This window comes from Anaerostipes sp. Marseille-Q3525 (assembly GCF_018223505.1).
GTDB lineage: Bacteria > Bacillota > Clostridia > Lachnospirales > Lachnospiraceae > Anaerostipes > Anaerostipes amylophilus.
In genome coordinates this window covers 1-23,881 of record NZ_JAGTTT010000032.1, presented here as the reverse complement: position 1 = coordinate 23,881, position 23,881 = coordinate 1, and the positions used below count along the sequence as shown (strand labels likewise).

At 39.2% G+C, this 23,881-nt stretch carries 25 protein-coding genes and 3 pseudogenes; 14 read left to right on the top strand and 14 right to left on the bottom strand.

Annotation, left to right across the window (positions count from 1 at the left end; all coding sequences use genetic code 11):
- Nucleotides 1–92 precede the first annotated feature (92 nt).
- Nucleotides 93–836, bottom strand: coding sequence for a class I SAM-dependent methyltransferase (locus KE503_RS12470; RefSeq protein ID WP_330622011.1), 744 nt, complete (start codon nt 834–836; stop codon nt 93–95).
- 337 nt (nt 837–1,173) lie between these two features.
- On the opposite strand from KE503_RS12470, the pseudogene KE503_RS12465 reads away from it, so the two are divergent.
- Nucleotides 1,174–1,278: pseudogene (locus KE503_RS12465) on the top strand (DUF6061 family protein); the annotation flags it as partial.
- Here KE503_RS12465 and KE503_RS12460 read toward each other — a convergent pair.
- The 3 genes and pseudogenes from KE503_RS12460 to KE503_RS12450 all read right to left on the bottom strand — a co-directional run.
- Nucleotides 1,260–1,475 (bottom strand): annotated as a pseudogene (locus KE503_RS12460) (relaxase/mobilization nuclease domain-containing protein); the annotation flags it as partial. The pseudogenes KE503_RS12465 and KE503_RS12460 overlap by 19 nt on opposite strands.
- Complete coding sequence (locus tag KE503_RS12455) at nt 1,436–1,765, bottom strand: plasmid mobilization protein (RefSeq protein WP_002584958.1); 330 nt, start codon at nt 1,763–1,765, stop codon at nt 1,436–1,438. The gene KE503_RS12455 and the pseudogene KE503_RS12460, both read right to left, overlap by 40 nt.
- 201 nt (nt 1,766–1,966) lie before the next feature.
- Complete coding sequence (locus KE503_RS12450) at nt 1,967–2,323, bottom strand: helix-turn-helix transcriptional regulator (protein WP_002584957.1); 357 nt, start codon at nt 2,321–2,323, stop codon at nt 1,967–1,969.
- 398 nt (nt 2,324–2,721) lie between these two features.
- Between KE503_RS12450 and KE503_RS12445 the strand changes: the two genes are divergently transcribed.
- The 6 genes from KE503_RS12445 to KE503_RS12420 all read left to right on the top strand — a co-directional run bounded on the left by KE503_RS12445 (nt 2,722) and on the right by KE503_RS12420 (nt 7,427).
- Complete coding sequence (locus KE503_RS12445; RefSeq protein WP_003431289.1) at nt 2,722–2,907, top strand: cysteine-rich KTR domain-containing protein; 186 nt, start codon at nt 2,722–2,724, stop codon at nt 2,905–2,907.
- Nucleotides 2,908–2,923: 16 nt separating this feature from the next.
- Nucleotides 2,924–3,907 (top strand): 23S rRNA (adenine(2503)-C(2))-methyltransferase RlmN, encoded by a 984-nt coding sequence (gene rlmN, locus KE503_RS12440; RefSeq protein WP_002584956.1) that lies wholly within the window; start codon nt 2,924–2,926, stop codon nt 3,905–3,907.
- Between the two features lie 473 nt (nt 3,908–4,380).
- The gene (locus KE503_RS12435; RefSeq protein WP_002604474.1) at nt 4,381–4,818 is read left to right on the top strand and encodes a sigma-70 family RNA polymerase sigma factor; all 438 of its coding nucleotides are present in this window, start codon (nt 4,381–4,383) and stop codon (nt 4,816–4,818) included.
- Nucleotides 4,802–5,044, top strand: a complete 243-nt coding sequence (locus KE503_RS12430; protein ID WP_002604473.1) for a helix-turn-helix domain-containing protein — start codon at nt 4,802–4,804, stop codon at nt 5,042–5,044. The genes KE503_RS12435 and KE503_RS12430 overlap by 17 nt, the downstream gene beginning before the upstream one ends.
- A 458-nt stretch (nt 5,045–5,502) precedes the next feature.
- Complete coding sequence (locus KE503_RS12425; RefSeq protein ID WP_002604472.1) at nt 5,503–5,676, top strand: transposon-encoded TnpW family protein; 174 nt, start codon at nt 5,503–5,505, stop codon at nt 5,674–5,676.
- A gap of 77 nt (nt 5,677–5,753) precedes the next feature.
- The gene (locus KE503_RS12420; RefSeq protein ID WP_002604471.1) at nt 5,754–7,427 is read left to right on the top strand and encodes a recombinase family protein; all 1,674 of its coding nucleotides are present in this window, start codon (nt 5,754–5,756) and stop codon (nt 7,425–7,427) included.
- Between the two features lie 10 nt (nt 7,428–7,437).
- Here KE503_RS12420 and KE503_RS12415 read toward each other — a convergent pair.
- The 8 genes and pseudogenes from KE503_RS12415 to KE503_RS12380 form a co-directional block, all read right to left on the bottom strand.
- Nucleotides 7,438–7,716, bottom strand: a pseudogene (locus KE503_RS12415) (response regulator); the annotation flags it as partial.
- A 148-nt stretch (nt 7,717–7,864) separates the two neighbouring features.
- Complete coding sequence (locus KE503_RS12410; RefSeq protein WP_003505363.1) at nt 7,865–8,728, bottom strand: nucleotidyl transferase AbiEii/AbiGii toxin family protein; 864 nt, start codon at nt 8,726–8,728, stop codon at nt 7,865–7,867.
- A complete protein-coding gene (locus KE503_RS12405; RefSeq protein ID WP_003505367.1) occupies nt 8,729–9,322 on the bottom strand; it encodes a type IV toxin-antitoxin system AbiEi family antitoxin domain-containing protein in 594 nt (197 codons plus the stop codon).
- Between the two features lie 88 nt (nt 9,323–9,410).
- Nucleotides 9,411–10,121, bottom strand: coding sequence for a DUF6040 family protein (locus tag KE503_RS12400; protein ID WP_003505369.1), 711 nt, complete (start codon nt 10,119–10,121; stop codon nt 9,411–9,413).
- Nucleotides 10,099–11,820 (bottom strand): MobA/MobL family protein, encoded by a 1,722-nt coding sequence (locus KE503_RS12395; RefSeq protein ID WP_212385406.1) that lies wholly within the window; start codon nt 11,818–11,820, stop codon nt 10,099–10,101. The genes KE503_RS12400 and KE503_RS12395 overlap by 23 nt, the downstream gene beginning before the upstream one ends.
- Nucleotides 11,796–12,101, bottom strand: coding sequence for a hypothetical protein (locus KE503_RS12390; protein ID WP_005345966.1), 306 nt, complete (start codon nt 12,099–12,101; stop codon nt 11,796–11,798). Before KE503_RS12390 ends, KE503_RS12395 begins: the two co-directional genes overlap by 25 nt.
- Nucleotides 12,101–12,415: a hypothetical protein gene (locus tag KE503_RS12385; RefSeq protein ID WP_014080633.1), complete on the bottom strand. Its 315-nt coding sequence runs from the start codon at nt 12,413–12,415 to the stop codon at nt 12,101–12,103. Before KE503_RS12385 ends, KE503_RS12390 begins: the two co-directional genes overlap by 1 nt.
- A gap of 144 nt (nt 12,416–12,559) precedes the next feature.
- Complete coding sequence (locus tag KE503_RS12380) at nt 12,560–12,790, bottom strand: helix-turn-helix domain-containing protein (protein WP_003505382.1); 231 nt, start codon at nt 12,788–12,790, stop codon at nt 12,560–12,562.
- A gap of 174 nt (nt 12,791–12,964) precedes the next feature.
- Here KE503_RS12380 and KE503_RS12375 point away from each other — a divergent pair, with 174 nt between their 5' ends.
- Both KE503_RS12375 and KE503_RS12370 read left to right on the top strand, forming a co-directional pair.
- On the top strand, nt 12,965–13,594 hold the full coding sequence (locus KE503_RS12375) for a helix-turn-helix domain-containing protein (RefSeq protein WP_118563748.1): 630 nt from the start codon (nt 12,965–12,967) through the stop codon (nt 13,592–13,594).
- 160 nt (nt 13,595–13,754) lie between these two features.
- Nucleotides 13,755–15,050 carry a tyrosine-type recombinase/integrase gene (locus tag KE503_RS12370; protein ID WP_015530038.1) on the top strand — a complete coding sequence of 432 codons (1,296 nt, stop codon included), beginning with the start codon at nt 13,755–13,757 and terminating at the stop codon, nt 15,048–15,050.
- Between the two features lie 150 nt (nt 15,051–15,200).
- Here KE503_RS12370 and KE503_RS12365 read toward each other — a convergent pair whose 3' ends face one another.
- A complete protein-coding gene (locus KE503_RS12365) occupies nt 15,201–15,653 on the bottom strand; it encodes a VOC family protein (RefSeq protein WP_212385405.1) in 453 nt (150 codons plus the stop codon).
- A gap of 297 nt (nt 15,654–15,950) precedes the next feature.
- Here KE503_RS12365 and KE503_RS12360 point away from each other — a divergent pair, with 297 nt between their 5' ends.
- Together KE503_RS12360 and KE503_RS12355 are read left to right on the top strand one after the other, a co-directional pair.
- Nucleotides 15,951–17,243: an IS110 family transposase gene (locus KE503_RS12360; RefSeq protein ID WP_212385404.1), complete on the top strand. Its 1,293-nt coding sequence runs from the start codon at nt 15,951–15,953 to the stop codon at nt 17,241–17,243.
- Nucleotides 17,244–17,842: 599 nt separating this feature from the next.
- Nucleotides 17,843–18,649, top strand: coding sequence for a DUF2971 domain-containing protein (locus KE503_RS12355; protein ID WP_212385403.1), 807 nt, complete (start codon nt 17,843–17,845; stop codon nt 18,647–18,649).
- Nucleotides 18,650–18,983: 334 nt separating this feature from the next.
- Here the strand turns inward: KE503_RS12355 and KE503_RS12350 are convergent, their stop codons facing one another.
- A complete protein-coding gene (locus KE503_RS12350) occupies nt 18,984–20,018 on the bottom strand; it encodes an ATP-binding protein (RefSeq protein WP_212385402.1) in 1,035 nt (344 codons plus the stop codon).
- A 402-nt stretch (nt 20,019–20,420) separates the two neighbouring features.
- Here KE503_RS12350 and KE503_RS12345 point away from each other — a divergent pair, with 402 nt between their 5' ends.
- The 3 genes from KE503_RS12345 to KE503_RS12335 all read left to right on the top strand — a co-directional run bounded on the left by KE503_RS12345 (nt 20,421) and on the right by KE503_RS12335 (nt 23,758).
- On the top strand, nt 20,421–21,854 hold the full coding sequence (locus tag KE503_RS12345; RefSeq protein ID WP_212385401.1) for an AAA family ATPase: 1,434 nt from the start codon (nt 20,421–20,423) through the stop codon (nt 21,852–21,854).
- A 147-nt stretch (nt 21,855–22,001) separates the two neighbouring features.
- Nucleotides 22,002–22,961, top strand: a complete 960-nt coding sequence (locus KE503_RS12340; protein ID WP_022374931.1) for a ketopantoate reductase family protein — start codon at nt 22,002–22,004, stop codon at nt 22,959–22,961.
- Between the two features lie 275 nt (nt 22,962–23,236).
- Nucleotides 23,237–23,758: a PTS sugar transporter subunit IIA gene (locus tag KE503_RS12335; protein WP_117943943.1), complete on the top strand. Its 522-nt coding sequence runs from the start codon at nt 23,237–23,239 to the stop codon at nt 23,756–23,758.
- The last annotated feature ends 123 nt before the right edge of the window (nt 23,759–23,881 follow it).

The window sequence follows — 23,881 nt, the reverse complement described above, 5'->3', positions numbered from 1 at the left end:
CTTATCGCTTAAAAAAATATACCGATCAAGAGGAAGAATAGCAAAAATGTACATTCTTAAATGATCAAAAATGTACATTTTAATGTTGACATTTATATATTATAATAGCCTAACATATATCCCTTTGATGTTACTTTTATTTTATCCGACCAGTTAAGCTCTTTAATTGTATTATTCACATAAAATAGACCTTCCACATCTTTAATCCCCATATTCTTCAATATCTTTGACATCATAAGTTTTAAGCCTAGCTTACCTACGCTATCAAAAATTAGGCATCCTTTTTCATATCTTTTGGAAAGTTCTAGCACTAAACTTTTTACTTCTTCTCTTTTAAAATAATGGAATACCCCTGCCGCAAAGAAAACAACTCCGTTTGAACCGTCTACTTCGTTCATCCATGAATAATCTTTTAAATCACATGCAACATTTTTTTCTCTTTCATGATTTGATATCAGTTGGTTTCGAACATTTATGACATCAGGGAAGTCTACATTGACTATACTACAACTTCCATTATCGCAAGCCTTACCAGTCTCATCTAATCCACAACCAAGATTGACAATTGTAGCCTTTGGATAAATCTTCAAGTATTCTTTTATTTCCCAAATGATATCTAACTGACGCATTGCAGCTTCAAGTGCTCCAAACTCATATAAAAATGAGTTATTCTTTTTTTCCAATTCCGAAAAATCATAGTCTAACCTATCACATAATTTTTTGGCATAAATGTCAGTATAAAGAGCAGAAAATTTTTCAGAACACATTTTTCTACCATATAGAGGTATAATCAGTGTTTCCTGAACGGTATTCTTTTCTATTTTTATTTTTTCCACTTCAATGAACCTCCTGAAAATTCCGATTTTCTCAATTCTCCAAACTAGAATTGAGATTTCATATATTCCAAGGGATTTAATAACTGTTATATTTTATTATCAAATATCTCTCAATCCCTTGAAAACACAAAGTTTATCGCAGGTGAGCTTTCCCTTATTGTTTCCCTTGCGTTATATCGTCCCACCAGTGTTTACGAACTCTGATAAGGGCAAAAACAAGGGCAAGAAAATTATATAAAACAGTATAACACAAAATAAAAGTGACATTGTGAACTGATTGAAATGCTTCTGATTTTTGCAACAAATGATTGATTTAACGATAAGGAGATTTAATACGATGAGAACAATATTTGCAGAATACAATCCCAAGCGCAACAGTATTGATGTTTACACCTCTGTTGGCTATATGCTCCGCATTGACTGTTCTCCCACCGCAAAGGATTGTATCAAGTGCCGCCCTAAATGTGTGCCGCGATCTCCGGCAGCTTCCCGCGTCCATGCAAACTCAATATCGGCGGTTTCCAGCCCGCAGCCGAAAGAGGACGCAAGCAGCTTCCCGTCTGTCTTTTCGGGATTTAAGATATAGTCTATCGCAGCCTTTAAGGTTGATTTAATAGGGTGCGTCTTTGTAACCGCCATATCTCGTCCACCGCCTTTTTAATGTCCTCTATATCCTGCCTGTAAACCGTCCCCGTCGCATTGGCGCGTTTTGCAATTTGGTTGATGTTCCGGCTCACCGCTTGCAGTTCCCGGATATATGCTTTTGTGTCGCTTCGGTCAACGACAAGAATATACCCGTCTATCGCCATTTTACGGAAGTATGCCCCATACTGCTTTATGGGAAGCTGCTTCATCTTCTCGTCGATCAGCCGCTTTTCTTCTTCCGTAACGTAAAACTTCATCTGTATATTTCTCTTTCGGTTTTCCATTTCCGCACCGCCTTTCGGTATAAGGGTTTGGGATTATCCCAACAAGCATTTTCCGCAAACGGGTACTCGTTTGCTGTGCTTGCTATCTACTCCATACCCCCACCGAAAGGCGGTATTTGTTGCGCGTTCCTTTGATTTTGGACGCAAAAAAAGATTGCAGCCGCCATGCGCTGCAATCTCCCGATTTCTCATATTGTGAGGTTAATCCTCTGCTTTTTCGACTTCCGTTATCTCCCTTGCTGTTGCGGTTACAATCCGTATGCCTTTATCGCTCATACCGTCCAGCAGCGCGTCAAGCTGCCGCCGCCCGGTGGATTTCTCCGCATTGCTGTTCGGGAAGAAAAATTGATCTACCGAAATATGATACCGGGTTACAAGGTCATAGAATACCTGTAAACTCGGCTGTTGTCCCTTGTTCTCGATATTCGCAAGGTAGCGCGGGGAAATATATAACTCGTCGCTTACCTTTTTGCGGCTCTCGCCGTATTCATTTCTCGCGGCTTTTATAGCTGCCCCGAAAGCCTTAAAGTCGTACAATGGTACGGGTCTTTTTGCCATTTTCATTCACCCTGTTACATTTTACAGTTCACCTTTCTTTTTGGATATGTCCACACAATTCATATCATTAGGTTAAATACTTCCTGTTGTGTATTGACAGTAGACTGATTTTCTGATAAAATAAAATTTATGTAAAAGGAGGCGGCGTTTATGTTGCATAGCATGCGTATTAGATAAGCATTGAAAAAAAGGATTTTCCCATTTTCAACATGGGCTTTTTTGTCATGCTTATTTTGCGGATGCTATACAAAAAACTAACGACGTATAGATATAGTATAGACATAGTGCAAGCTATGCCTTAGTTTTGTTGTACTGCTCTGTGCATTATAAATGCAGGTCAATGCTCATGTTGAGGATTGACCTGCATTTTTTTGTGTAAAAAGGACGAGTGAAATATAATGCTTAAAAAATATTGGATAAAATGTCCGATTTGTAACGGAAAGACGAGAGTTCAAGTATTTCATAATACTGTATTAAAAGATTTTCCTCTTTTCTGCCCTAAATGCAAATTGACGCATATCATTGATGTAGAAAAATTAGAGATTGTAATCAAAAATACAGAAAAACAAACTTTTATTATTTAGAAGAAAGGATATAAAAATGAAACGTTTACCTAAATATACGCCTGCGGAAGTACGGAATGATCCATACGGATTTACTTACAAAGAAATGTCGGAAGTTATTGGCGAGAATGAAGCAAAAGCCTTATATGAAGAATTATATAAGCAATTACCACGCAAAAAAAATCTATCAATGTTGGTAAAAAATATTTGCAAAAGCAGTGATACTGAAAAGTATGTTTACGAACTGAAAGACAACAAATACATTGAAACGGTTTTTATCAAGCGGCGAGATGGTGGAACTGTTTGCGTGAGCACACAAGTCGGTTGTCCTGTTGGTTGTATTTTTTGTGAGTCCGGGCGAAATGGCTTTGTTCGTAATCTAACATCGTCAGAAATCGTACAACAGATTATATTGTTGCGTCGAAAAGTAAACCGTATCGTTTTTATGGGTATGGGAGAGCCTTTATTCAATTATGACAACTTGATAAAAGCAATCCATATTCTCCGAGATAGATATGGGCTCAACTTTCCAACCGACGGCATTACCATATCAACAGTTGGTCCGGTCGATCAATTAAAAAAATTGCGCGAGGAACATCTTAAAATTCAGTTGACAATATCTTTACACGCAGCAACACAATCTGCAAGAAATCGTATTATTCCTCACATGCGCATATATGCTATTGAAGATGTTGTTAAGCAAGCCTTATCCTATTCTGAAAGGCATAATCGCAAAATTGTCTTTGCGTATTTGCTTTTACCGGGTATAAATGACCGGCCCTCAGATGTAAGACAACTTGCAAAATGGTTTCGGGGCAAAAAAGTTATGATTAACGTGTTACAATACAACCCAACAAGCAATTCAAGAATTAAAGCACCACAGAAACGGGAAATAGTTGCATTCAAACATCAATTAGAGCAAGCAGGACTTGAAGTTACTATGAGAGTTTCTCATGGCAGAGAGATTAACGCGGCTTGTGGACAGTTAGCTAACACATATAATAAATTCAAAAAAAAATGATTAAAAGTGCCAGACGCATAGACGCAGAGCCGATAACGCATTAGGTCAAAAAACCTATGTGTTATCGGCTTTTTTATTTAATATTGCGCAAAAGCCGCTGTTCCCTATTATAGAATGGATTGCGGGTAGTGTATTAAAGTCGCCCTTTTTTAAGGATACGGCGGTATCGGGGAGGTATCGCCGTGTCCATTTTTATTTACTGTAACCCGCCTAATGCTTTGCGGTCAAAAAAAGCTATGCTCCGCAAGCGGGATATTCCGGCTATGAATGTGAACTGTCAATACATTTAGCTACTGCTTACATTTCCTTTGCGCCCGTCCGCGTCTTGCGGACGGGCGCATTTTGCTTTTTTCAACTTTTTTCTGAAAAGCGCACTCAAGAGCCATCTCCCGAACGGGTACGGAGCGAAAGGGGCAGAGAGGACAAGCCCTTAACTCCCGTCCTCTACTCCACGCGGGAAGGAGGTGAACTCTATGGAGCTATCTTCTTCCGACAAGGAAAGAATACAACATCAGTACGACGCATTAGCAAAGAAAACTTTGGTCGGCGAAGCGAAAAGCCACCGCCGCACTCTTGCGAAACGCGCAGCACGCGAAGTTACTTTTTCGGATTTGAGCGAAAGCGAACTCGCGCAGCTTTTCACAACGGACGAATACGAAAGCGATTATTTCCGTTTTCAAGTGTCCGGCTTTGATGTACTCGTCAAAAATGAACTGCTTGCCGAAGCCCTTAACGCTTTGCCCGAAAGGAAACGCGACATTATCCTTTTGTCCTACTTCTTGGATATGAGCGACGCGGAAATTGGCGAACTGCTGAATGTTGTACGCACGACGGTTTTCCGGCACAGGAAATCCGCGCTTGCGAAAATCAAACAGTATTTGGAGGGAAAAGCAGATGATGAATACCGTTAGGAAGTCTGAAAATCTGTTGCCGTTCCCTGTCATTTCCGCAGCGGCAAACGGCGACACAACCGCCATGTGCGCGATCTTGAAGCACTACGAGGGTTACATAGCGAAACTTTGTACCCGCACGCTGAAAGACGACGCGGGCAATACCTATTCCTATGTGGACGAGGAAATGCGTAACAGGCTGCAAGTGCGCCTTATTACCCGCACCCTTGCTTTTCATGTAGGATAATCTTTTAGCCCATGCGGGGAGCGTGTCCCCTTTCCACGCTTCCCGTTATGGGCTATTTGTCGTTCCGCAAAAGCATATCCGCTGTTGATGTGCTTTTGCAGGCCGACAAAGCCTATTGTTCTTTGACAAAGAAAGCGGCCTTTGGTGCGCAGCATAACAGGCAAACGGGTACATTCCGTCTGTACCGAGCCAGTCGGCGGGTACGCCATGACAGCTTTTCCCCATAGGGGAAAAGCCGAGCGAGAACTACCGCGCCGTAAAACAGGTTTAGCAGCTTGTGGGCGACGACATACAAGGCGGCACAATGATACTCCCGCGTTGAACACCCTCAAAGTATTGCGCGGCGCACCCATAAGCATGGGCCGGGGTGAAACTCCCGTGAGGTTGCAGCTAACAACCGCCCGTTTTTGCCTTTTGACGAATATAGTTTATCCATACAGGAAAAGGAGGTTTTTCTAATGGATAAAAAACAGACAATTACAACCGAACGCAAAATAGGGAAAATCACCTATCTTGTTCAAGCGTTGCCGAGTGAAAAGGCAACCGATACAATCCATAAAAAGATTGAGAAACTCATTGTAAAGGATTTGCAGAAAAAGCCCGGAAATCCGGGATTTTTAGCGTCCGAGTAGTGCATTAGGCGGCGGGATATGGTATAATGATAGCAACACATTATACCTGTTTATTCGGCTGTCGGAAAGGAGGACTAATGTTACAGTCGAATAAAATCACCGCCCTTTACTGCCGTTTAAGTCAAGAGGATATGCAAGCCGGAGAAAGCGGAAGCATACAGCACCAAAAAATGATACTTCAACGCTATGCGGACGAACACCATTTTTTGAACACAAAGTTTTTTGTGGACGACGGATTTTCCGGCGTGAGTTTTGAGCGCGAGGGGCTGCAAGCGATGTTGCAGGAAGTGGAAGCCGGACGAGTGGCGACGGTCATTACCAAAGACCTTTCCCGTCTTGGCAGAAACTATCTGAAAACGGGCGAACTCATAGAGATTGTATTTCCCGAAAACGGAGTACGCTATATCGCGATCAACGACGGAGTTGACACAGCGCGGGAGGATAACGAGTTTACCCCCTTGCGGAACTGGTTTAACGAGTTTTACGCCCGCGACACAAGCAAGAAAATCCGCGCAGTTAAACAGGCACAGGCGCAAAAAGGCGAGCGCGTCAACGGGGAATATCCATACGGCTATATCCCAGACCCGAACAACCGCCACCACCTTATACCCGACCCGGAAACCGCGCCGATTGTCAAACAGGTTTTCGCTATGTTTGTTAGCGGCGTGCGTATGTGCGAAATCCAAAAATGGCTTGCGGAAAACAAAGTCTTGACGATTGGAGCGTTGCGCTATCAGCGTACAGGACAGGCGCGGTATCAGCGGGCAATGATCGCCCCCTATACTTGGCCGGACAAAACGCTCTATGACATATTAGCAAGGCAGGAATATTTAGGGCATACCATAACCGCGAAAACTCACAAGGTATCCTACAAGTCGAAAAAGACCCGGAAGAACGAAGAAGAACAACGCTATTTCTTCCCAAACACCCATGAGCCGCTTGTTGACGAGGAAACCTTTGAACTTGCGCAAAAGCGGATTGCTACCCGCCACCGCCCGACAAAAGCAGCGGAGATTGATATTTTTTCCGGCTTGCTGTTTTGCGCTGGTTGCAGACATAAGATGTATTACCAACAGGGCGTAAATATCGAGCCGCGCAAGTTTTCCTATTCTTGCGGCGCATGGCGCAACAGGGCAAGGACAGGCAGCGAGTGTACCTCTCATTATATCCGCAAAAACGTACTTCTTGATTTAGTGCTGGAAGATATGCGGCGGGTTTTGCGGTATGTTAAGGAACACGAACAGGACTTTATCTGTAAAGCTACCGAGTACGGCGACATGGAAGCGAGAAAGGCATTAGCGCAGCAGCAAAAGGAACTTTTCAAAGCACAGGCGCGTATGACCGAACTTGACACGCTTTTCCGCAAGCTGTATGAGGACAACGCATTAGGCAGACTGACAGATGAACGGTTTGTGTTTCTAACTTCCGGCTATGAGGACGAAAAGAAATCCCTTGCCGCAAGGATAGACGAGTTACAACAGCAGATCGCAACCGTTACCGAGCGAAAAAGGGATATATCAAGGTTTATTCAGATTGTCGGGAAATACAGCGACATACAGGAATTGACCTATGAAAACGTCCATGAGTTTATCGACCGTATTTTGATACATGAATTAGACCGGGAAACCAACACCCGGAAAATCGAAATCCATTATAGCTTTGTCGGACAGGTTGATACCGAGCAGGAGCCGACGCAAGTTGTCAACCATGACCGCCGCAACATGGTAGATGTAAAAAGTATCGCTATCTAACCCCAGCAAATGTCAGCCCCGTTATTTTATCCGTTTCCTCAATTTTAGCCGTTAGCATTATGATTGGATAAGTGTATTTCTTTCGGATAAGCTGGCAAAGTGAAAAGCCGTTCATATCCGGGAGCATAATATCCAGAATGGCAAGATCAATGTCGCCGCTTTCAATACACGACATGGCATCCGTTGCGCAGTAAAATTTATAAACGACGTAATTTTCGTTTTTCAAGTAGACCTCCAACAGATCCGCTATATCTTGCTCGTCATCTATAATCAATATCTTTTCAGACATATTTTCAACTCCTTTGCTCATATTTCCAATTAAGTATAGCAAATACAACATCTAAATTCACAATGGATTGCCTGAGAAATTATTAAGATTTTCCTAACTTTCGAATTTAGGCAACTCAAAATGCTAACGTAATTTACATATCAGTTTTTTATGTGTCATACATATTCTCCAATATACTTCCATATAATGCACAGATTGACTTCACAATTGCATGCCATGAAATATCAGCAGCATAAGAATAATTTTTTTGATATGTTTTCCATAAGGTCTCCATAACCGGACTTGATTCAATTTCATCAAATATTTCTCTTATATCCTCAGCTTCTATCAGGTCTAATGTTCCCCTTTTTTTGGCTGTAGCCACAAGTGCAGTCCATAAAACTTGTTTTTGGAGTTGTTCTCCATACAACTTTTGTAAAATATAAATATCATAAAAATCTCTCATTCGTGTATTTGTAACGTTTCGACTAACAACAGTTTCCAATTTTTCAGCCAATACCGTTTCCAGATTATATGCCCATACCTCAATAGTGCGGTCTTCAAGCATAAGATTAAATTTGTACTTGATTTCTCTTGGTGTAATTACATCCCCTGTAGAAATATCAATCTTTAATGGTGTGATTACACCATCAAATTTCGTTTCCATGCTTACACGAACACCAGGATAATCTGCTTCTTCCATGATTTCCGATATCCGTTTGACCCGAAATGAAACACCATCGTCCAGTGGAATTGATATAATTTGGGATATAATCATTTCTACATCCTCCACACTAACATTAGTGCCTTTTATGGTAGCATCCAGATCCATAGTAGCTCTGGCATCCAGACCAACCATTGCCGCCACAAGCATTCCACCTTTTAATATAAACTGGTTTTTATACTCTGATAAAGAAATTCGTTCTAAAAAACGTTCCATCATATAATTCCGCATCAAAATCTGTGCATCTGCGGATTTTTTCTTTGACATATTACGAATTAAATCCTTTAATTGTCTTGCCGTTGTTATCATCTAAAGTAACACCTCCAAATATGGTCTAAGTATGTTTTCAACATGAAACATAGCTGCGTATTTCATAAGCATCCGTAAGTTTTTATCCTTACGTTTTGCATATTGTTTCAATGCGTCTTGAAAGACCTGCATTTCAACATTTTTTCTGCTACGAAGCAGATCACAAATTGTTCTCTCCATGTCATAAACGGGAACGGAATGTCCGAATGATGTCTGCATAGCTATGATTCCTATTTCATGTAAATCCTTTTTTACTGTGTACACTTGAAAACCGTCTTCCTGCAAACGACTTGGATTATATCCAGTTCTTACTGTTATGGTGTATTTCAAAGGCTCTCTGTCCGTTAAATCATGAAAAAACAATGCAGTTTCATGAGAAAATACAGCTTGACCACAACGTAAATGCAAAAGGTACATTGCATCTGTCCACGTATCCGGCGATACATACACACCATGAGCAGCTTGTTCTAATCCTCGTTCCTTCACATATGCATAAAACACAGACTTACTAATTCCATTATTTAGAACTTGAAATGTCTGAATTGTCCCTCCACATTCACGCAACAACAAATCTAATTTTTCAAACTGAGTCATATGCTTTCTCCTTTCGTGCTAATATGATAATATATATTAGCACGAAAGTAAAGACATATAGTACCAATAAAATATCGGTATTTTTGTTTTAATGATATCCCCTTGTTTCTCGCCATCCCTTTACATACCACCTGATTCCAACATATACCAGTTGCACGAATAATAAGAGAAATAGCAGATTGATTGGCAATGTTGTCTTTATCCACTTCCCAAAGTAGATAGCTGTTGCCATGCTTATAAGTATTACCATTATGGTAATCATATCCCAACAGCACTTCTTATATAACTCTGCAATCTTTATCTCTATAAATGCTACAAGTATTCCAGCACCCACCAAACATCCACCGCAGATCAGTATTCTTATCAGCCAATATACAATTCCGGCAACGACAGGATTGGATATTCCATTACTAATCTGTGCCATGTTCTTTCCTGTCAGTATAATCCACCCTGCAATGGTCTGTATAAAAGTGGCGATTGTATCAAAGAATACCACGCAATCAGAAATAAATATTTTTGACCGTATCATCTGAAAAAGAGTAGTTGATACGGAATACCATATCAGCAGAAACATCAATGCTTCATACATGGCTGTTTTTGTTTTATATCTGCCTGCCAGTTTTTCTCTCTGCGTATCATACTTTTCCTTGGCTTTCAGATAAGCTGTCAGGTTACAGTTCCCACACTTTTGATAGAGTACTGGCTTTTCAACCGGTATCTCTACTTTTTTCTGATGAGAGAGTGCATAGTCCCGTTCCTGTTCTGCCTGCCTTAGCTTATCTTGACATTCCTCTGTCATGATTTCGGCAGCGTGCGTTTTCTCTTTCTCTCTCTGCAACAATTCTTTTGTTTTCCTCAAGTCGTTCTTTAAGGCTTGAATGTTCCCTGCTCTGTTCTCGCTGTTTAACCTCTCGTTCAAGGTCAGCGATTCGTCGAGCTGCATTTTCAGTTCCCGGATAGTCCTGTCTTTCTGGTCGAGTTCTTCCTGCATCTGCTCTGTCAGCAGAAGCAACTCTTCCAGTTGATCGTCGCTCTTTGAGTTTCTTAATTCGTTCATCAATCGACCTTCCTTTCTCTAATTGCTGTTCAAGTTCAGTAATTCGCTGTTCTGTTTCTGCAATAGCCGGTTCTCGCTGTTTAATTTCTGTGCCAATTCCTGCCATTGCTGATTTTCGTCTGTAAGCTTCTGTATCTGGTCTGTCTTTTCTTCCAGAAGTATCAACAGTTCTTCTGTATCCGGCAAGATTTGAAGCAGTTCTGATAATTCGCTCTCTAATTGCTGCAATCGTTCTTCCTGCTCCTGAAAGCACATCAGCTTCTCGTCCTTTTCCTGTATTTCCTGAAGCATCTCTGCCATAATATTCTGCTGTTCCTCTATCTGTGTAATCATTGCTTCCATCATGGGAATTACTTCTTTGCTTTCTTCTAATGTCATTCAACCACTCCTTCCATATTGACAATGCACCGGATACCTTACCAAAGGTTGTGATTACCTTTTGCAGTAGTGCATTTTGTTTTTTAATCATCTGGTTTTCCTCTACCTTCCATGAACCATTCCATATCTGTCCGGTGAGATATTTTTCCTCAATCTTTCTTGCATCCGCACCCTCATGAATCGTAGGGATTTTTAATTTGCCCTGTCTTTCATAAGAGCGGTGGTCAATCTGATTGTCTATGGATAAATGCCGGTTACACATCCCAGCCCATTCGCTTCGCCATAACTCACAATTCTTTGGATTATTCCAGCCGGTAGCATCGGTCAGAACCCGTTTCCATTGTTTTCGGTTTCTTGCCCCGACTTTCTGTACTCCGTTTTCATCAAGTACCGGAATGCGGATTCCATGCCGGTCAGGATTTTTCTTATCCTGCCACCAGTCCGGGTGGGATTCATCAACCACGATATTTCCGTCAGTATCTCTGGCAAAATCCCAGTCCTTGACTTCTTTGCTGCCCCATGAATGATCCAGATTGAATGGTCGCATGGTTACAAGTAAATGCACATGTGGGTTTCCATCGCCCTTATCGTGTATGCTCCAGTCGACACACATTCCCTTATCCACGAAAGTCTTTTGAATATATTCGGTTGTATAATCAATCTGTTCCTGTCTGCTCCATTCTTTCGGCAGGGAAAATTCAAATGAGCGTCCAAGCTGTGCATCTGCATTTTTTTCTATCTTCAATACCTCATTCCATAGACGCTGTTTCTGAAATGTGATTTTAAACTTTTCCAGTGCGGCATCTTTATCATCCGCTCTTTTATAACGGATAGACTGTTGAAACCTTTTTATATTTTCTTCCGGTACATGCAGCCATTCAGGAGGTGCATTTTCGCACATCATCAGACTGGTGTAGACGACTTCCTTTTTGGAAGTATAGTAACTGATTCTGCCTGTTTCCTCATTCTTCATCACATCTCCATTAAGATATGCCGATGCGGATATGACAGATTTTCCTTTACTGCGCCCGACAATCTTTACTGTAAAGTGAAATATCGCCATGATACGATTCCCCCTTTCTGCCGTATCCGGCATTGATTTCCGACAGCATCTTCTTCTGGTTTGGCAGAAGTGAAGCTGTCGGAACGCCCTCTGCGCAAGAGTGCCCCCTGCGGCATGAGCAGGTCTGGCTGAAAGCCCCGCCGACGGAACGAGCCCGGCAAGCGTAAGCGCAGACCGGTTGCCACTTGTGGCAAACTTATAAGGACGACCTCTGGTTGTCCATAAGTGCGCCCTTCATTCAAAGGCAATGAAGGGAATGGAAAAACCACTCCCTCCGCCATTACACTTCCTCCATATCTGTAAGTGGCTCTTTCTGCATCGCCTTTGAGAAAAACTTTCCGTTTGTTTCCTGCCTTTTTAAGAAGCCTATCAACTTTGGTAAATCTTCCTCCTCAATCGGACAGCCAAGAACCGATTCCACTGCGCCACCAATCTGACAGAGCCTGTGGGTTCGTTTTTTACTTTCCTCTGCTTTCTTTCGCTTTTCCAGTTCCTTCCGCTGTGCAATGAGCTTTTTTGTAGCTTCAATGCTTTCCTGTTCCTTTTTCTCTAATGCACGTATTCTTTCTTCATAAGTCTTTGTTGATTTCGCCATATCGTCTTCATCCTTTCTTTTTCCGATAAACAACAGTTCCCGGTTGCATATCAGGAGAAGCACATGGTATAATCCTCTTGCGTGTAGGTATATCATGGCTTCGGTCTGATAGAACCTTTGGCGGTTTCTTAGGAAGCCGCCTTTTTAAGTTGCCACATTTCTTGTGACAGCTTTTACATTTCCTTTATCCCTCAGATCACGCCCCTCGTTGGCTTCCATGAACTTTTCCAGAATGTCAGTTTTAATAAGGACTTTTCTTCCGACTTTTAATACCGGAAGCTTCTTCCATTCAACCAGCTTTCTCAAAGTGTTTCTGCCAATTCCTGTATAGTCGGCTGCTTCCTCGATGGATAATGCAATCTTTCTTTCCGTCATCTTGTCACCTCCTGTTAAATTGCATTATGCAATTTTTGTTGTGCTGTTAGTATAGCGGTTTTATATTGCGTTGTCAAGCGTTATGAAATTTTAAAAATAATCATTAAATTGCATATTGCAATTATGTGAGGTACATGCTATAATTCATACATACCGAAAAAGGAGGCAATCAGCATGAAAGATAAAGAACTACGCAAGCTGATAGGTAACAGGGCAAAACAGCGTCGTCTGGAATTAAATCTGACACAGCCTTATGTTGCAGAGAAGATGGGAGTTACCGCTTCCACAATCCTTCGTTATGAGAATGGTTCGATTGACAATACCAAAAAGATGGTGCTGGAAGGTCTTTCGGAAGCACTTCATGTATCTATTGAATGGCTCAAGGGGGAAACCGATGAATACGAAACCGATATTACGGATAAGAAAGAATTACAGATTCGTGATGCAATGGGCGATATTCTCAAACAGTTACCTCTCGACCTTAGTAAAAAGGAAGATGCTTTTTCCAAAGATTTACTGCTGTTGATGTTAAAGCAATATAACCTGTTTCTGGAATCATTCCAGTTTGCCTGCAAGAATTACAAGGGCAGCACAAATGAAGCTGATATTGCAAAAGTAATGGGGTTTGAATCGAATGATGAATATAACGAGATTATGTTTCTCCGGGAGATCACCCATACTGTTAATGCTTTTAATGACATGGCAGATATTGTAAGGCTCTATTCCAAGAAACCGGAAATGGCAGAACAAAGGCTTGAAAATCTTTTATCAGAAGTTTTGTATGAGGATTCCGATTCGGTATAGAACGACAACCGGAGTTATGATACAATGAGCACGAGCGAGTCAGGCTGTTTACAGATTTGACGAGCGGCGAATTGGCTTATGGACTTGTCCATAAGATGCCTACACGCAAGAAGCATTTCATCAGTTCCGATTGTCTGATATCGAAAGGAGACACACGATTATGGCAAAAGGATCTGTAAGAAAAAAAGGAAAGAAATGGTACTACCGCTTCTATGTAGAAGATGCAAGCGGCAATCTGGTTCAGAAAGAATACGCTGGAACAGAAAGCAAAAGTGAAACGGAAAAACTGCTCCGTCAGGCAATGGACGATTACGAAAGCAAGAAATTCATTGCAAAGTCGGAAAATATTACAGTTGGAGAATTACTTGATATATGGGCAGAGGAAGAATTAAAGACCGGTACTCTCAGTAATGGAACAGTCCAGAATTACCTCGGTGCTATTACCAACATCAAGAAGCATCCAATTTCAGAGAGAAAGTTGAAAAATGTAACATCTGAGCATTTACAAGCCTTCTTCGATCTGCTTTCCTTTGGTGGCACTTATCCAGATGGTTCAGAAAGAAAAGGTTACAGCAAAGATTACATTCGTTCTTTCTCGGCAGTATTACAGCAGTCATTCCGGTTTGCAGTATCCCCAAAGCAATATATCACTTTCAATCCGATGCAGTATATTAAGCTGAAATACCAGACGGATGAGGTTGACCTGTTTTCTGATGATGACATGGATGGCGATATACAGCCAATTCCACGAGAGGATTATGAAAGACTGATTGAATTTCTACAGGATTACAATCCACCGGCAATACTTCCAATCCAGATAGCTTATTATGCAGGACTTCGTATCGGTGAAGCCTGTGGTCTGGCATGGCAGGATGTAAATCTTGAAGAACAGTGCCTTACGATCAGACGAAGTATCCGATATGATGGTTCAAGGCACAAGAATATCATCGGACCAACCAAACGAAAAAAGGTAAGGATTGTTGATTTTGGAGATACACTGGCAGAGATTCTTCGCAATGCCCGAAAGGAACAACTTAAAAACCGAATGCAGTACGGAGAACTTTACCACAAAAACTACTACAGAGAAGTAAAAGACAAAAACAGAGTTTACTATGAGTTCTATCATCTGGACGGAACAGAGAATGTTCCAGAAGATTATAAGGAAATATCCTTTGTCTGCTTAAGACCGGATGGAAGTTTGGAACTGCCAAGCACGTTAGGAATTGTTTGCAGGAAGATTGCTCAGAAACTGGATGGATTTGAAGGATTTCATTTTCACCAGTTGCGACACACCTACACAAGCAACCTTCTGGCAAATGGAGCAGCTCCGAAAGATGTACAGGAACTGTTAGGACACTCAGATGTCAGTACCACAATGAATGTCTACGCCCATTCCACAAGAAAAGCCAAGCGGGAATCCGCAAAGTTACTTGATAAAGTGGCAGGCAACGACTAAATAAAACTTTCCCTTATTTCCCTTACGATTATCTCATAAGGGCAAAAATAAGGGAAAATACATATCATTTCACTAATGAATGGGCTGAAAATCCTGTAAAATAGGGAAAGTTAGAAAGATATTTCGGCAAACTTGAATTTATTTGTTATTTTACAAAGATTGCATCATTTCAAGTATAATTCCATCAGGGTCCTTAAAGTAAAATGCTTTGTTTTTACCAAATCCTTGTGAACTAAAATCAAAATACTGTGGTTCAGACAGGCACTCCACATGATTTTCGATAAGAGATTTGTAGACAGAATCAATGTCATCCGTATAAAAGCATACTTCCGAGATAGATGTCGTAAACAAGTCTGATTGTTCTTTGTGGATTTTGCTGTCTACAAACTGGATCAATTCAACAGGTGGTGTTTCAATATTCTCAGAACCATTCAAATATGCAACTCTTGCCTTACAATTTTTCTTTTGAAACATTTTATCTGTCTCTTCGCCAACCATCATGATTTCTCCTTGATATTTAAGTCCAAGTATATCTCTATAAAATTCAATTGATTTATCTAAATCTGAGACTGTCAATCCTACATGATATATTCTTCCAACCATTTACTATTCTTCCTTAACAAATGATAAATTTCGATTTGTCTCTATCTTTATTTCTTAATTATACACAAGATTTGAAGCTTTTTCTACTTATCTATTGTTCTAAAATCTCTTTCAAAAAAATAATTTATAAAATTTTTAAAAAATAGGGTGTCAAAAGCCTGAGCAATTCCAAATAAGTGAAGGGAGCTTCCTGTATAATAAAAATGTGGATGTTGAAAATTGAAAATACCTCAGAGTACAATAAGACTACTGACTGGCAGGTTAGTAAAAATCTTATTATACAGAGAGGTATCTACAATGAAGTCTAACACACAGAATGCAAAAATTGAAGCTATTACAGAAAAAACTTTGGTACTCGGAATTGATGTCGGAAGTGAAACGCACTATGCCAGAGCTTTTGATTACAGAGGAATCGAGTATTCAAAGAAGCCATTTAAGTTTAGTAACACAGAGGTCGGATTTGCGACATTTAAGGAATGGATCCTGGATCTCAAAGAAAGGCATGAGAAGGATAAGGTGGTTCCGGGGATGGAACCGACAGGGCATTATTGGTTCAATCTTGGAAAGTTTCTACAGGATAATGAAATGAAACCGGTGCTTGTAAATCCTCACCATGTAAAAAAATCAAAAGAACTCGACGACAACAATCCAACTAAAAATGACCGTAAGGATCCGAAAGTTATAGCAGGATTAGTTAGAGAGGGACGTTACATGATCCCATACCTGCCGGATGGTGTCTATGCTGATCTTAGAACGGCATCAAACATAAGATTCCAGTTACAGGCGGAACTTACAAGAATTCAAAACAGGATCAGTCGTTGGTTCAATATATATTTTCCTGAATATAAGACGGTATACGGAAAGCCGGATGCCAAGAGCGGAATGCTGATCCTTAAAGCAGCACCACTCCCTGAAGATATCTTGACGTTAGGTATCGATGGAGTGAACCAGATCTGGCGAGATGCGAAGTTAAGAGCAGTTGGAAAGGCGAGGGCGAAGACTCTGATAGAAGCTGCTGAGCACAGCATTGGAAGCAAAGAAGGTACGGTGTCTGCAAGAATGGAAATCCGAATGCTTCTGGAGGACTATGAATCCAAAAATATGCGTCTACAGGAAGTTATGGTTCTAATTGAAGAACTGGTAAAAGAGATTCCAATGGCTGAAAAGCTGTTAGAAATCAAAGGAGTGGGAATCAGGACAGTGTCAGGGTTCCTTGCAGAAGTAGGTGATATCAGCCGCTTTAACAATCCGAAGGAACTGCAGAAGCTTGCAGGATTGGCATTGGTTGAAAATAGTTCGGGAAAGCACAAGGGAAAGACAACAATAAGCAGACGAGGCCGAAAGAGACTCAGATACCTGCTTTTTGAGGTTGCAATGTCGCTTGTGGCGAAGAATCCGGAGTTCAGGGAGCTCCATAATTATTACACAACCAGAAGGCTGAATCCATTGAAGAAAATGCAGTCACTTATGGCAATTGCAGCCAAGCTGATACGAGTCTTTTATGCGATGCTGACTAAAGGTGTGGATTATGATCCGAAAAAGATGATCAGTGACATCAAGAGACCGACAGTTTATCTACAGGCTGCGTAAGAAAGACAAGTAACTATAATGGAGGCTGTCATGTGGACAGTCACTGAATCAAGCAGAATGTAACAGATAACGTCCACTGATCACAGTGCTGAAACAGGAAGCAAGTCAGTAATCAATAATACAAAGAATGAGCCAGTAGTCGGGCAGGAATTTTCACCATAGGGCAAGACCCTGTAAGGGAGCATAGCTGACACCCCTGGTTATGGGCAGGCAGGACGAAGGAAGTTAGGACCTCTGGAGACAGAGATGATCCTGGTGGATATAGGAGGTTAGCTGCCATAGAGGGAAGGGTATACACAAGGCCAGTAAAGCGAAAATCAAAGACGTTTTATTTTGTATACCATTCAACCGCTATTTCAGTACCTGATACATCGAAATGCTCATAGCTGTGGCTTATTCACTGAGATAAGAAAGGTTGGAAAACCTTGAATTTTCAATAAAAAACACTTGATTATATGAGGAGTAATTCCAATCAATAAACAGTTCGATGTTCGTGAAACAAAGTGTAGTGATAATGATGAGATTCATAAATTGGTTCAATTGTTGAAAGTAATGTAACTCCAATAGTATGAATTTAATTACAGAGGAGAGATTAAAAGATGGATAAGATTTTGTATAAGTATACTACTCTGGAATCTCTTGCGTTGATATTAAGGAGTAAAAAGATAAGGCTTAATCCCTTAACGGTGATGGATGATCTTCAAGAGGCACAATCATCTGATGAAATAGAATATGGCAAATACGTGTTTATTTCATCTTGGATGGATCAACCATTAGAAAGTATTGCAATGTGGAAATTGTACTCTAATATGTATAGTGGGGTAAGAATAGGATTAAAGGAGAACCCTTTTGTAAAATACACAGTTAATAAACAAGATGTTGAAAGAGTATATCCTTCTGCTAGCTTGAAAGGCGATAGCATGGATTTGATTGTTCCAATTGAAGAGTGTTTCAACGGAAACTATTTTGTAATGAATTTTTTGTATGATATGTGTTTAGAAAAAGTTGAATATACTGATAATGTTGAGTTATTATCACCTCAAATTTTTAATATAAGTCAACAAGGAATTGAAATGAAATCTGCTCAATTGGGCAAATATAAAAATACATATTGGGAGTTTCAAAATGAGGAGCGATATGTATTGCGATTTTTACCTTTAGATGTGAAAAAAATCACTTCAGAAAGTAATGCTGCACAGATGGTGTATGATGCATTTATGAATAAAAAATCATTTATAGATTATTATGATTTGGAGATAAGAGATGATGCATTTGTTTCAATGGAAATAACGTTGTCACCACAATTTACAATGGGAAATAGGATTTTACTTGAAGCCTTGATAGATAAATATAATCCAAATTTGAAAGTGCATGATAGTGTATTAAAAGATAGAGTTAAGTTATAGATATTTCGTGATTGCAAAATGCTTGCAAAAAGTCCCGAAACGATAAAGAATGCATAGAATATCAAGAATAATTATACAAAATATAGCAATGTAAAACATGATTAGACACAATATATAGTTGCTGAAATCGAGTTTGAATAAGCAATGAGTCATGCGTGAGTAAAAGCGGAAACAGCCAGAAAAGAGCATTTATGTTCTTTTCTGGCTGTTTCCGCTTTTAGGAACATAGGACGAAAGTCAACATCGAGATGTGTATGACGCTTGGTACAGGGAAGGATGATTATGATGAGTGGTATATCTAATATTGAATTTAAAGAAGCCAGGTATTGCAAAATTAAATATGAACTTCACAATACATCTCAATATACTCCTCAAACCGAGGAAGTGCCAAAGTCAGTTCTCCACGAACAGCCCCATTCACAACACCACGTTCCATCAATCGCTTTCGATAGGTATTCAATAACTGTGGAGATATCGATAATTTCTCACGAATTTCCCCAGTTTTATAAACTCCCGTAGAAATTACATAAACAATCTTCCGGTCAAGTTCAGAAAGTTCACTCCATATCTTCTCATAAGCATAAATGATCAATTCCTCGTCAAACTTAGGAAGCAGTTTTTCAAGATCATCATTTGTCTCCCACTTCAAATAACCAAGAATCTGAAAAGCAAAAGGATACCCCTTTGTAAGTTTCGCCATCTCAACAGCCTCACTTGGAGAAATGTCAAATACAGAACGATAACTTGTAGTAATTGCAGGAATGCTAAGTGGTTCCAGAAAAATTTTTGGAGCACGATATAAAAATGTCAGACTCTTCTCGTTTTGAAGATTGCTGATATTATCAAACAAACCAGCCATTACAAGATACACAGGGTAATTCTGTGTAATATAAATCTGAAAATTACTAGCAAATACTTTGACATAAGAATTATTTATAATCTCATCAATGATAAAAAGAACTTTCTTTCCTTTATTTTTTAACTTCTCAAGAATATTACGAAGCATAGCTTCTTTTTCCAAAGAATCATTTGTTTTGTTTACCGACAACTCAGCAATTCCGAGATTTAGATTTAATCCAAGATCCAGATCATGAAATTGTGAAACGCGGGTAAGTTCGGAAACTGCACCAGCGATCAAATCTGTATCAGCACTCAATCTTAAAACAATCCATTGATCATTTGAAGAATAATGATCAGCAATTTCAGCAAGAGAAACAGTTTTTCCAGAACCTCTGACACCAGCAACCATATAAACTTTATTTGAAGGGTTTTCCATATCAAATGTATGAATAATTTTACCAATTTGATCTGTACGAGATATAAATTCTGTAGGCTTTTGTCCAAATGTTAAAGTAAAAGGATTTTCCATAAATTTGTCACCTCCATGTTTATTTATGTTTATTATAATAATATATGTTTATTCATATTTATTTATGTTTATTATAATAAATGACAGAAAATAAAACAAGCATATCCTCTTTTTCTAAAGAAATCCATGTACCATCCATCCATTTTGTTTTATAATAAAATACATAATATCAAACAAATAATTTGTAACAAATAATGATTATAATACAATAAAAATGTAACAATTAATGTTTAATAAAATTTTCATAAACAATAGATTCTCAAAAAAATAACAACAAGTCTTTGCCCCGTAAGTAAATTTATTAAAGTAGACAATACCAACAAAATAAAAAGAACCCTACGGGTTCGCGAGTGAAAATATGAAACATAATTGAAAAAACAAAAAAGAAAAGGAGAGAAAATTATGAAAAAATTTATATTTTTCACTTACGCAAAGAAATTTTTAGAAGGAATCATAAATGGAAATGAAATTTTAGAAAATCCAGCAGTTGATTTTACAGTACGTGCAAAAGCAGGAGAATTCGATAAAATATCAGATATAGAATATAATGAGCTTTTAGCCTATTGTGAAGACGCCAATTCCATCTGGAAGAAACAGACAAAAGGAACGGCAGCTCAGTTATTAGCGAATGTGATGCATGTTGCAAAAGCTGATAAAGAGACATTTATATATATGGCGGATCCACTAGATGAGGCACAGTATGAGAAAGCCAAAGAAGAAAAGAAAGAACCGATTCCAAGTGAAATCTTTACAAACTATGTTGCCAGATTTATCGAAGGAATTGCAGACGGCAATAAATTATTGAGAAATCCAAAGAATAAAATGATAGATCAAGAAAAGATTGGAGAATTAAATGATATTGATGGAGAAGAATACGGAAGATTAGTGGCACACTGTGAAATGGCTTCAAGATTTTGGAGAGGAAAAGGTGCAGAAAATTCTGCAAGACTTCTGAAAAATGCGATGAAATTCTGTAAGATAACGAACACAGTATTGTTTGATACAGTACAGGCACTTGATGATTCTTATTATTTCAAAATAGGAGAACTTGAAACTGCACCAGAAGAAGAATGGGATTGTGAATTAGATGAAAACGATATGCTCATCGAAAAAGAGAGATTTAGTAATGTAGTGAAAAATTTCTATGGAAAAGACATTGAGACGTATACAGATTATATGATGATATTGCAAAATAAATATGATGGGATCTGGCTTCGTCGTGAGGCTCGTGATAGTACCAGAGAAAACGACTATATTGAATTTAACTATTTTGAAAGAATCCTAAATGAAAAAAGAGATCTTAAAACATGGAGACCAAAAGAAATCTATGATTATGTGCACAATCAGATCTATGGTCAGGAAGAAGCTGTAAAAGCGGCATCTATGTTGGTATATAATCATATCAGAGGACATAAAAGAAATGTACTTTTCCTTGACCCAACAGGATGTGGGAAAACAGAAATCTGGAGAGTTTTAGGAAAGCTCTATAAGAATATTCGAATCATCGATAGTACAAGAATCACACAGGAAGGATGGAAAGGAGAATATAAGTTTCAGAATGTGTTTGACGGAATAGAGGAAGATACCGCAGAGAATATGATCCTGGTATTCGACGAATTCGACAAAATGTGTGAACCTATGTATGGATCAAATTATAGTACAGCGATTCAGAATGAGCTGTTAAAGTTCATGGAAGGAACAGATATTGAATGTAAAGATGATAAGGAGAAAGCCAAGATAAAAATGATCAACACATCTAAGATCAGCTTTGTATTCTGTGGAAGTTTTGAGAGCATGATGGGGAAGAAAAATATGAATATCATATCGCATCTGTAAGATTTCTTCCAGGAGAATGCAAAGAATTCAAACATTTATTTAAAAGTGCGATAAAATATAATGAAGCGGAATTTAATTAATTCACAGATACTGATATAATGAAAATAACATTATTATCATGAAACGATCAGGAGGAAAGACACAAGAATGAACATCAAAAGAGTAGCAGTTCTAGGAGCAGGTGCCGTAGGTTCCTACGTCATCTGGGGACTTTCAAATAATAAAGATATCACACTGGGAGTTATAGCCAGCGGAGAGAGAAACGAACGCCTCAAAAAACGAGGCATAATGATCAATGGAACCCAATACACGCCAGAAGTTTGGACACCAGAAGAAGCAAAGAATGTGGATCTTCTGATCGTATCGCTAAAGTACGGAAGTCTAAGAGGCGCATTAGATGATATCCAGACGATCGTAGGAGAAAACACAACTGTTATGAGCTTGATGAATGGAGTTGACAGCGAAGAGATTATCTCAGAGAAAATCGACAGATCACACATTTTATATTCCTTTATCAAAGTAGCATCTCAAGGAAAAGAAGACGGATACCATTTTGATCCGGAAACAACAGTAGGAATCTACTTTGGAGAATTAGAAGAACCATACGAAAGCGAACGTGTCAAAGCGGTCAATGATATTTTTGAAAACACAGGACTCCATTGGATTATTACAGATGACATACAGGCAGAAATCTGGGGCAAATTTAGACTTAATGTCTGCAATAATCTGCCACAGGCAATCTTGGGAGCCGGCGTTGGATGCTATGAAGACAGTGAACATATGTCAGCGATCCGCGAAGGCTTAAGACGAGAAGTAGAAGCAGTTGCCAAAGCAAAAGGAATTGATCTAAGCAAGATCAACGCAAAATCCGGCAGAGGAAGTGCGGTTAAAGCTTCCGCAAGATATTCTACATTACAAGATATTGACGCTGGTCGCCACACAGAGATTGATATGTTCTCTGGGGCAATGATGAGAATGGGAAAAGAACTTGGAATTGCAACCCCATATAACGAATACACGTATCATATGATCAAAGCACTGGAAGAAAAGAATGACGGAGTATTCCAATATCAAGGGGGAAATGACAGAGTGTCATGGTCAAAATAAATATACAAGGAGGAAAAAGAAAAAATCAAAAAATAGAATATGGAAGATTTTTTGCATGATGATTCTGATAATTATTACAGTGGTATTTTTGGAAGCAGGGATTCTTTATGCAGTAAACAAAAGAAAACAAAACAATGACAGTTCCTTTTGTGAAAAAATTAGTATTATGATAAATAGACGATGGTCAAAGACGCTGATATAATAAATATAAAGAAAGCACGAAAAAACGTACAAAAACAGGAATAAAATGAATAATATATCAGGAGGAAATGATCATGGGATTCTTTTTCAAAAACAAGAAAAAAAACAAAACAGAAGAGACGATGGCACAGGCATCAGAGGTAACAACGGAGACGACTACAGCAGATGGAATGATTCTGTCAAGAGAAGGAATCAAGCTAGGGCTTCCAAGTGTCAGCATGGAAGAAGCGATTATAGCAGCAGGAGAACTATTAAGAGATCTTGGATATGTAGATGATGATTATATTCCCGCAATGATTCGAAGAAATGAAGAAGCATCTGTGTATATGGGATTAGGACTTGCAATTCCACATGGGACAGAAGATGCGAAGAAAAACGTCAAGAAGAGCGGGATCATCGTCATGCAGTATCCAGAAGGAGTAGAATTTAATGGCGGAACAGCCCAGCTTGTCATCGGAATCGCTGGAGTTGGAGATGAACATTTAGAGATTCTTGCACAGATCACAGAAGCAGTGACAGAAGATGAGATTTTGGAAAAATTAAAGACGACAACAGATGTTGATTATATTTTAAAGACATTTGCGAATATGGAATAGAAATTTTAATTTGTAGTTGGCCAACTGTAGAATTCGAGTATATGATAAAAAATAAATAAGCAACTGAACGCGATGCATTGGAATTTTGCTCATATTATGGCAAAATTCCAATGCATCGCGTTC

Bases quoted from the DNA above. Each gene is read 5' to 3' on its own strand.
- KE503_RS12405 (WP_003505367.1), bottom strand. From the start codon at position 9,322: ATGACTCAGTTTGAAAAATTAGATTTGTTGTTGCGTGAATGTGGAGGG.
- KE503_RS12365 (WP_212385405.1), bottom strand. From the start codon at position 15,653: ATGGTTGGAAGAATATATCATGTAGGATTGACAGTCTCAGATTTAGAT.
- KE503_RS12360 (WP_212385404.1), top strand. From the start codon at position 15,951: ATGAAGTCTAACACACAGAATGCAAAAATTGAAGCTATTACAGAAAAA.
- KE503_RS12340 (WP_022374931.1), top strand. From the start codon at position 22,002: ATGAACATCAAAAGAGTAGCAGTTCTAGGAGCAGGTGCCGTAGGTTCC.
- KE503_RS12350 (WP_212385402.1), bottom strand. From the start codon at position 20,018: ATGGAAAATCCTTTTACTTTAACATTTGGACAAAAGCCTACAGAATTT.
- KE503_RS12425 (WP_002604472.1), top strand. From the start codon at position 5,503: ATGGATAAAAAACAGACAATTACAACCGAACGCAAAATAGGGAAAATC.
- KE503_RS12400 (WP_003505369.1), bottom strand. From the start codon at position 10,121: ATGACAGAGGAATGTCAAGATAAGCTAAGGCAGGCAGAACAGGAACGG.
- KE503_RS12390 (WP_005345966.1), bottom strand. From the start codon at position 12,101: ATGGCGGAGGGAGTGGTTTTTCCATTCCCTTCATTGCCTTTGAATGAA.
- KE503_RS12375 (WP_118563748.1), top strand. From the start codon at position 12,965: ATGAAAGATAAAGAACTACGCAAGCTGATAGGTAACAGGGCAAAACAG.
- KE503_RS12435 (WP_002604474.1), top strand. From the start codon at position 4,381: ATGGAGCTATCTTCTTCCGACAAGGAAAGAATACAACATCAGTACGAC.
- KE503_RS12450 (WP_002584957.1), bottom strand. From the start codon at position 2,323: ATGGCAAAAAGACCCGTACCATTGTACGACTTTAAGGCTTTCGGGGCA.
- KE503_RS12410 (WP_003505363.1), bottom strand. From the start codon at position 8,728: ATGATAACAACGGCAAGACAATTAAAGGATTTAATTCGTAATATGTCA.
- KE503_RS12380 (WP_003505382.1), bottom strand. From the start codon at position 12,790: ATGACGGAAAGAAAGATTGCATTATCCATCGAGGAAGCAGCCGACTAT.
- KE503_RS12455 (WP_002584958.1), bottom strand. From the start codon at position 1,765: ATGGAAAACCGAAAGAGAAATATACAGATGAAGTTTTACGTTACGGAA.
- KE503_RS12395 (WP_212385406.1), bottom strand. From the start codon at position 11,820: ATGGCGATATTTCACTTTACAGTAAAGATTGTCGGGCGCAGTAAAGGA.
- KE503_RS12420 (WP_002604471.1), top strand. From the start codon at position 5,754: ATGTTACAGTCGAATAAAATCACCGCCCTTTACTGCCGTTTAAGTCAA.
- rlmN (WP_002584956.1), top strand. From the start codon at position 2,924: ATGAAACGTTTACCTAAATATACGCCTGCGGAAGTACGGAATGATCCA.
- KE503_RS12345 (WP_212385401.1), top strand. From the start codon at position 20,421: ATGAAAAAATTTATATTTTTCACTTACGCAAAGAAATTTTTAGAAGGA.
- KE503_RS12385 (WP_014080633.1), bottom strand. From the start codon at position 12,415: ATGGCGAAATCAACAAAGACTTATGAAGAAAGAATACGTGCATTAGAG.
- KE503_RS12430 (WP_002604473.1), top strand. From the start codon at position 4,802: ATGATGAATACCGTTAGGAAGTCTGAAAATCTGTTGCCGTTCCCTGTC.
- KE503_RS12335 (WP_117943943.1), top strand. From the start codon at position 23,237: ATGGGATTCTTTTTCAAAAACAAGAAAAAAAACAAAACAGAAGAGACG.
- KE503_RS12370 (WP_015530038.1), top strand. From the start codon at position 13,755: ATGGCAAAAGGATCTGTAAGAAAAAAAGGAAAGAAATGGTACTACCGC.
- KE503_RS12445 (WP_003431289.1), top strand. From the start codon at position 2,722: ATGCTTAAAAAATATTGGATAAAATGTCCGATTTGTAACGGAAAGACG.
- KE503_RS12355 (WP_212385403.1), top strand. From the start codon at position 17,843: ATGGATAAGATTTTGTATAAGTATACTACTCTGGAATCTCTTGCGTTG.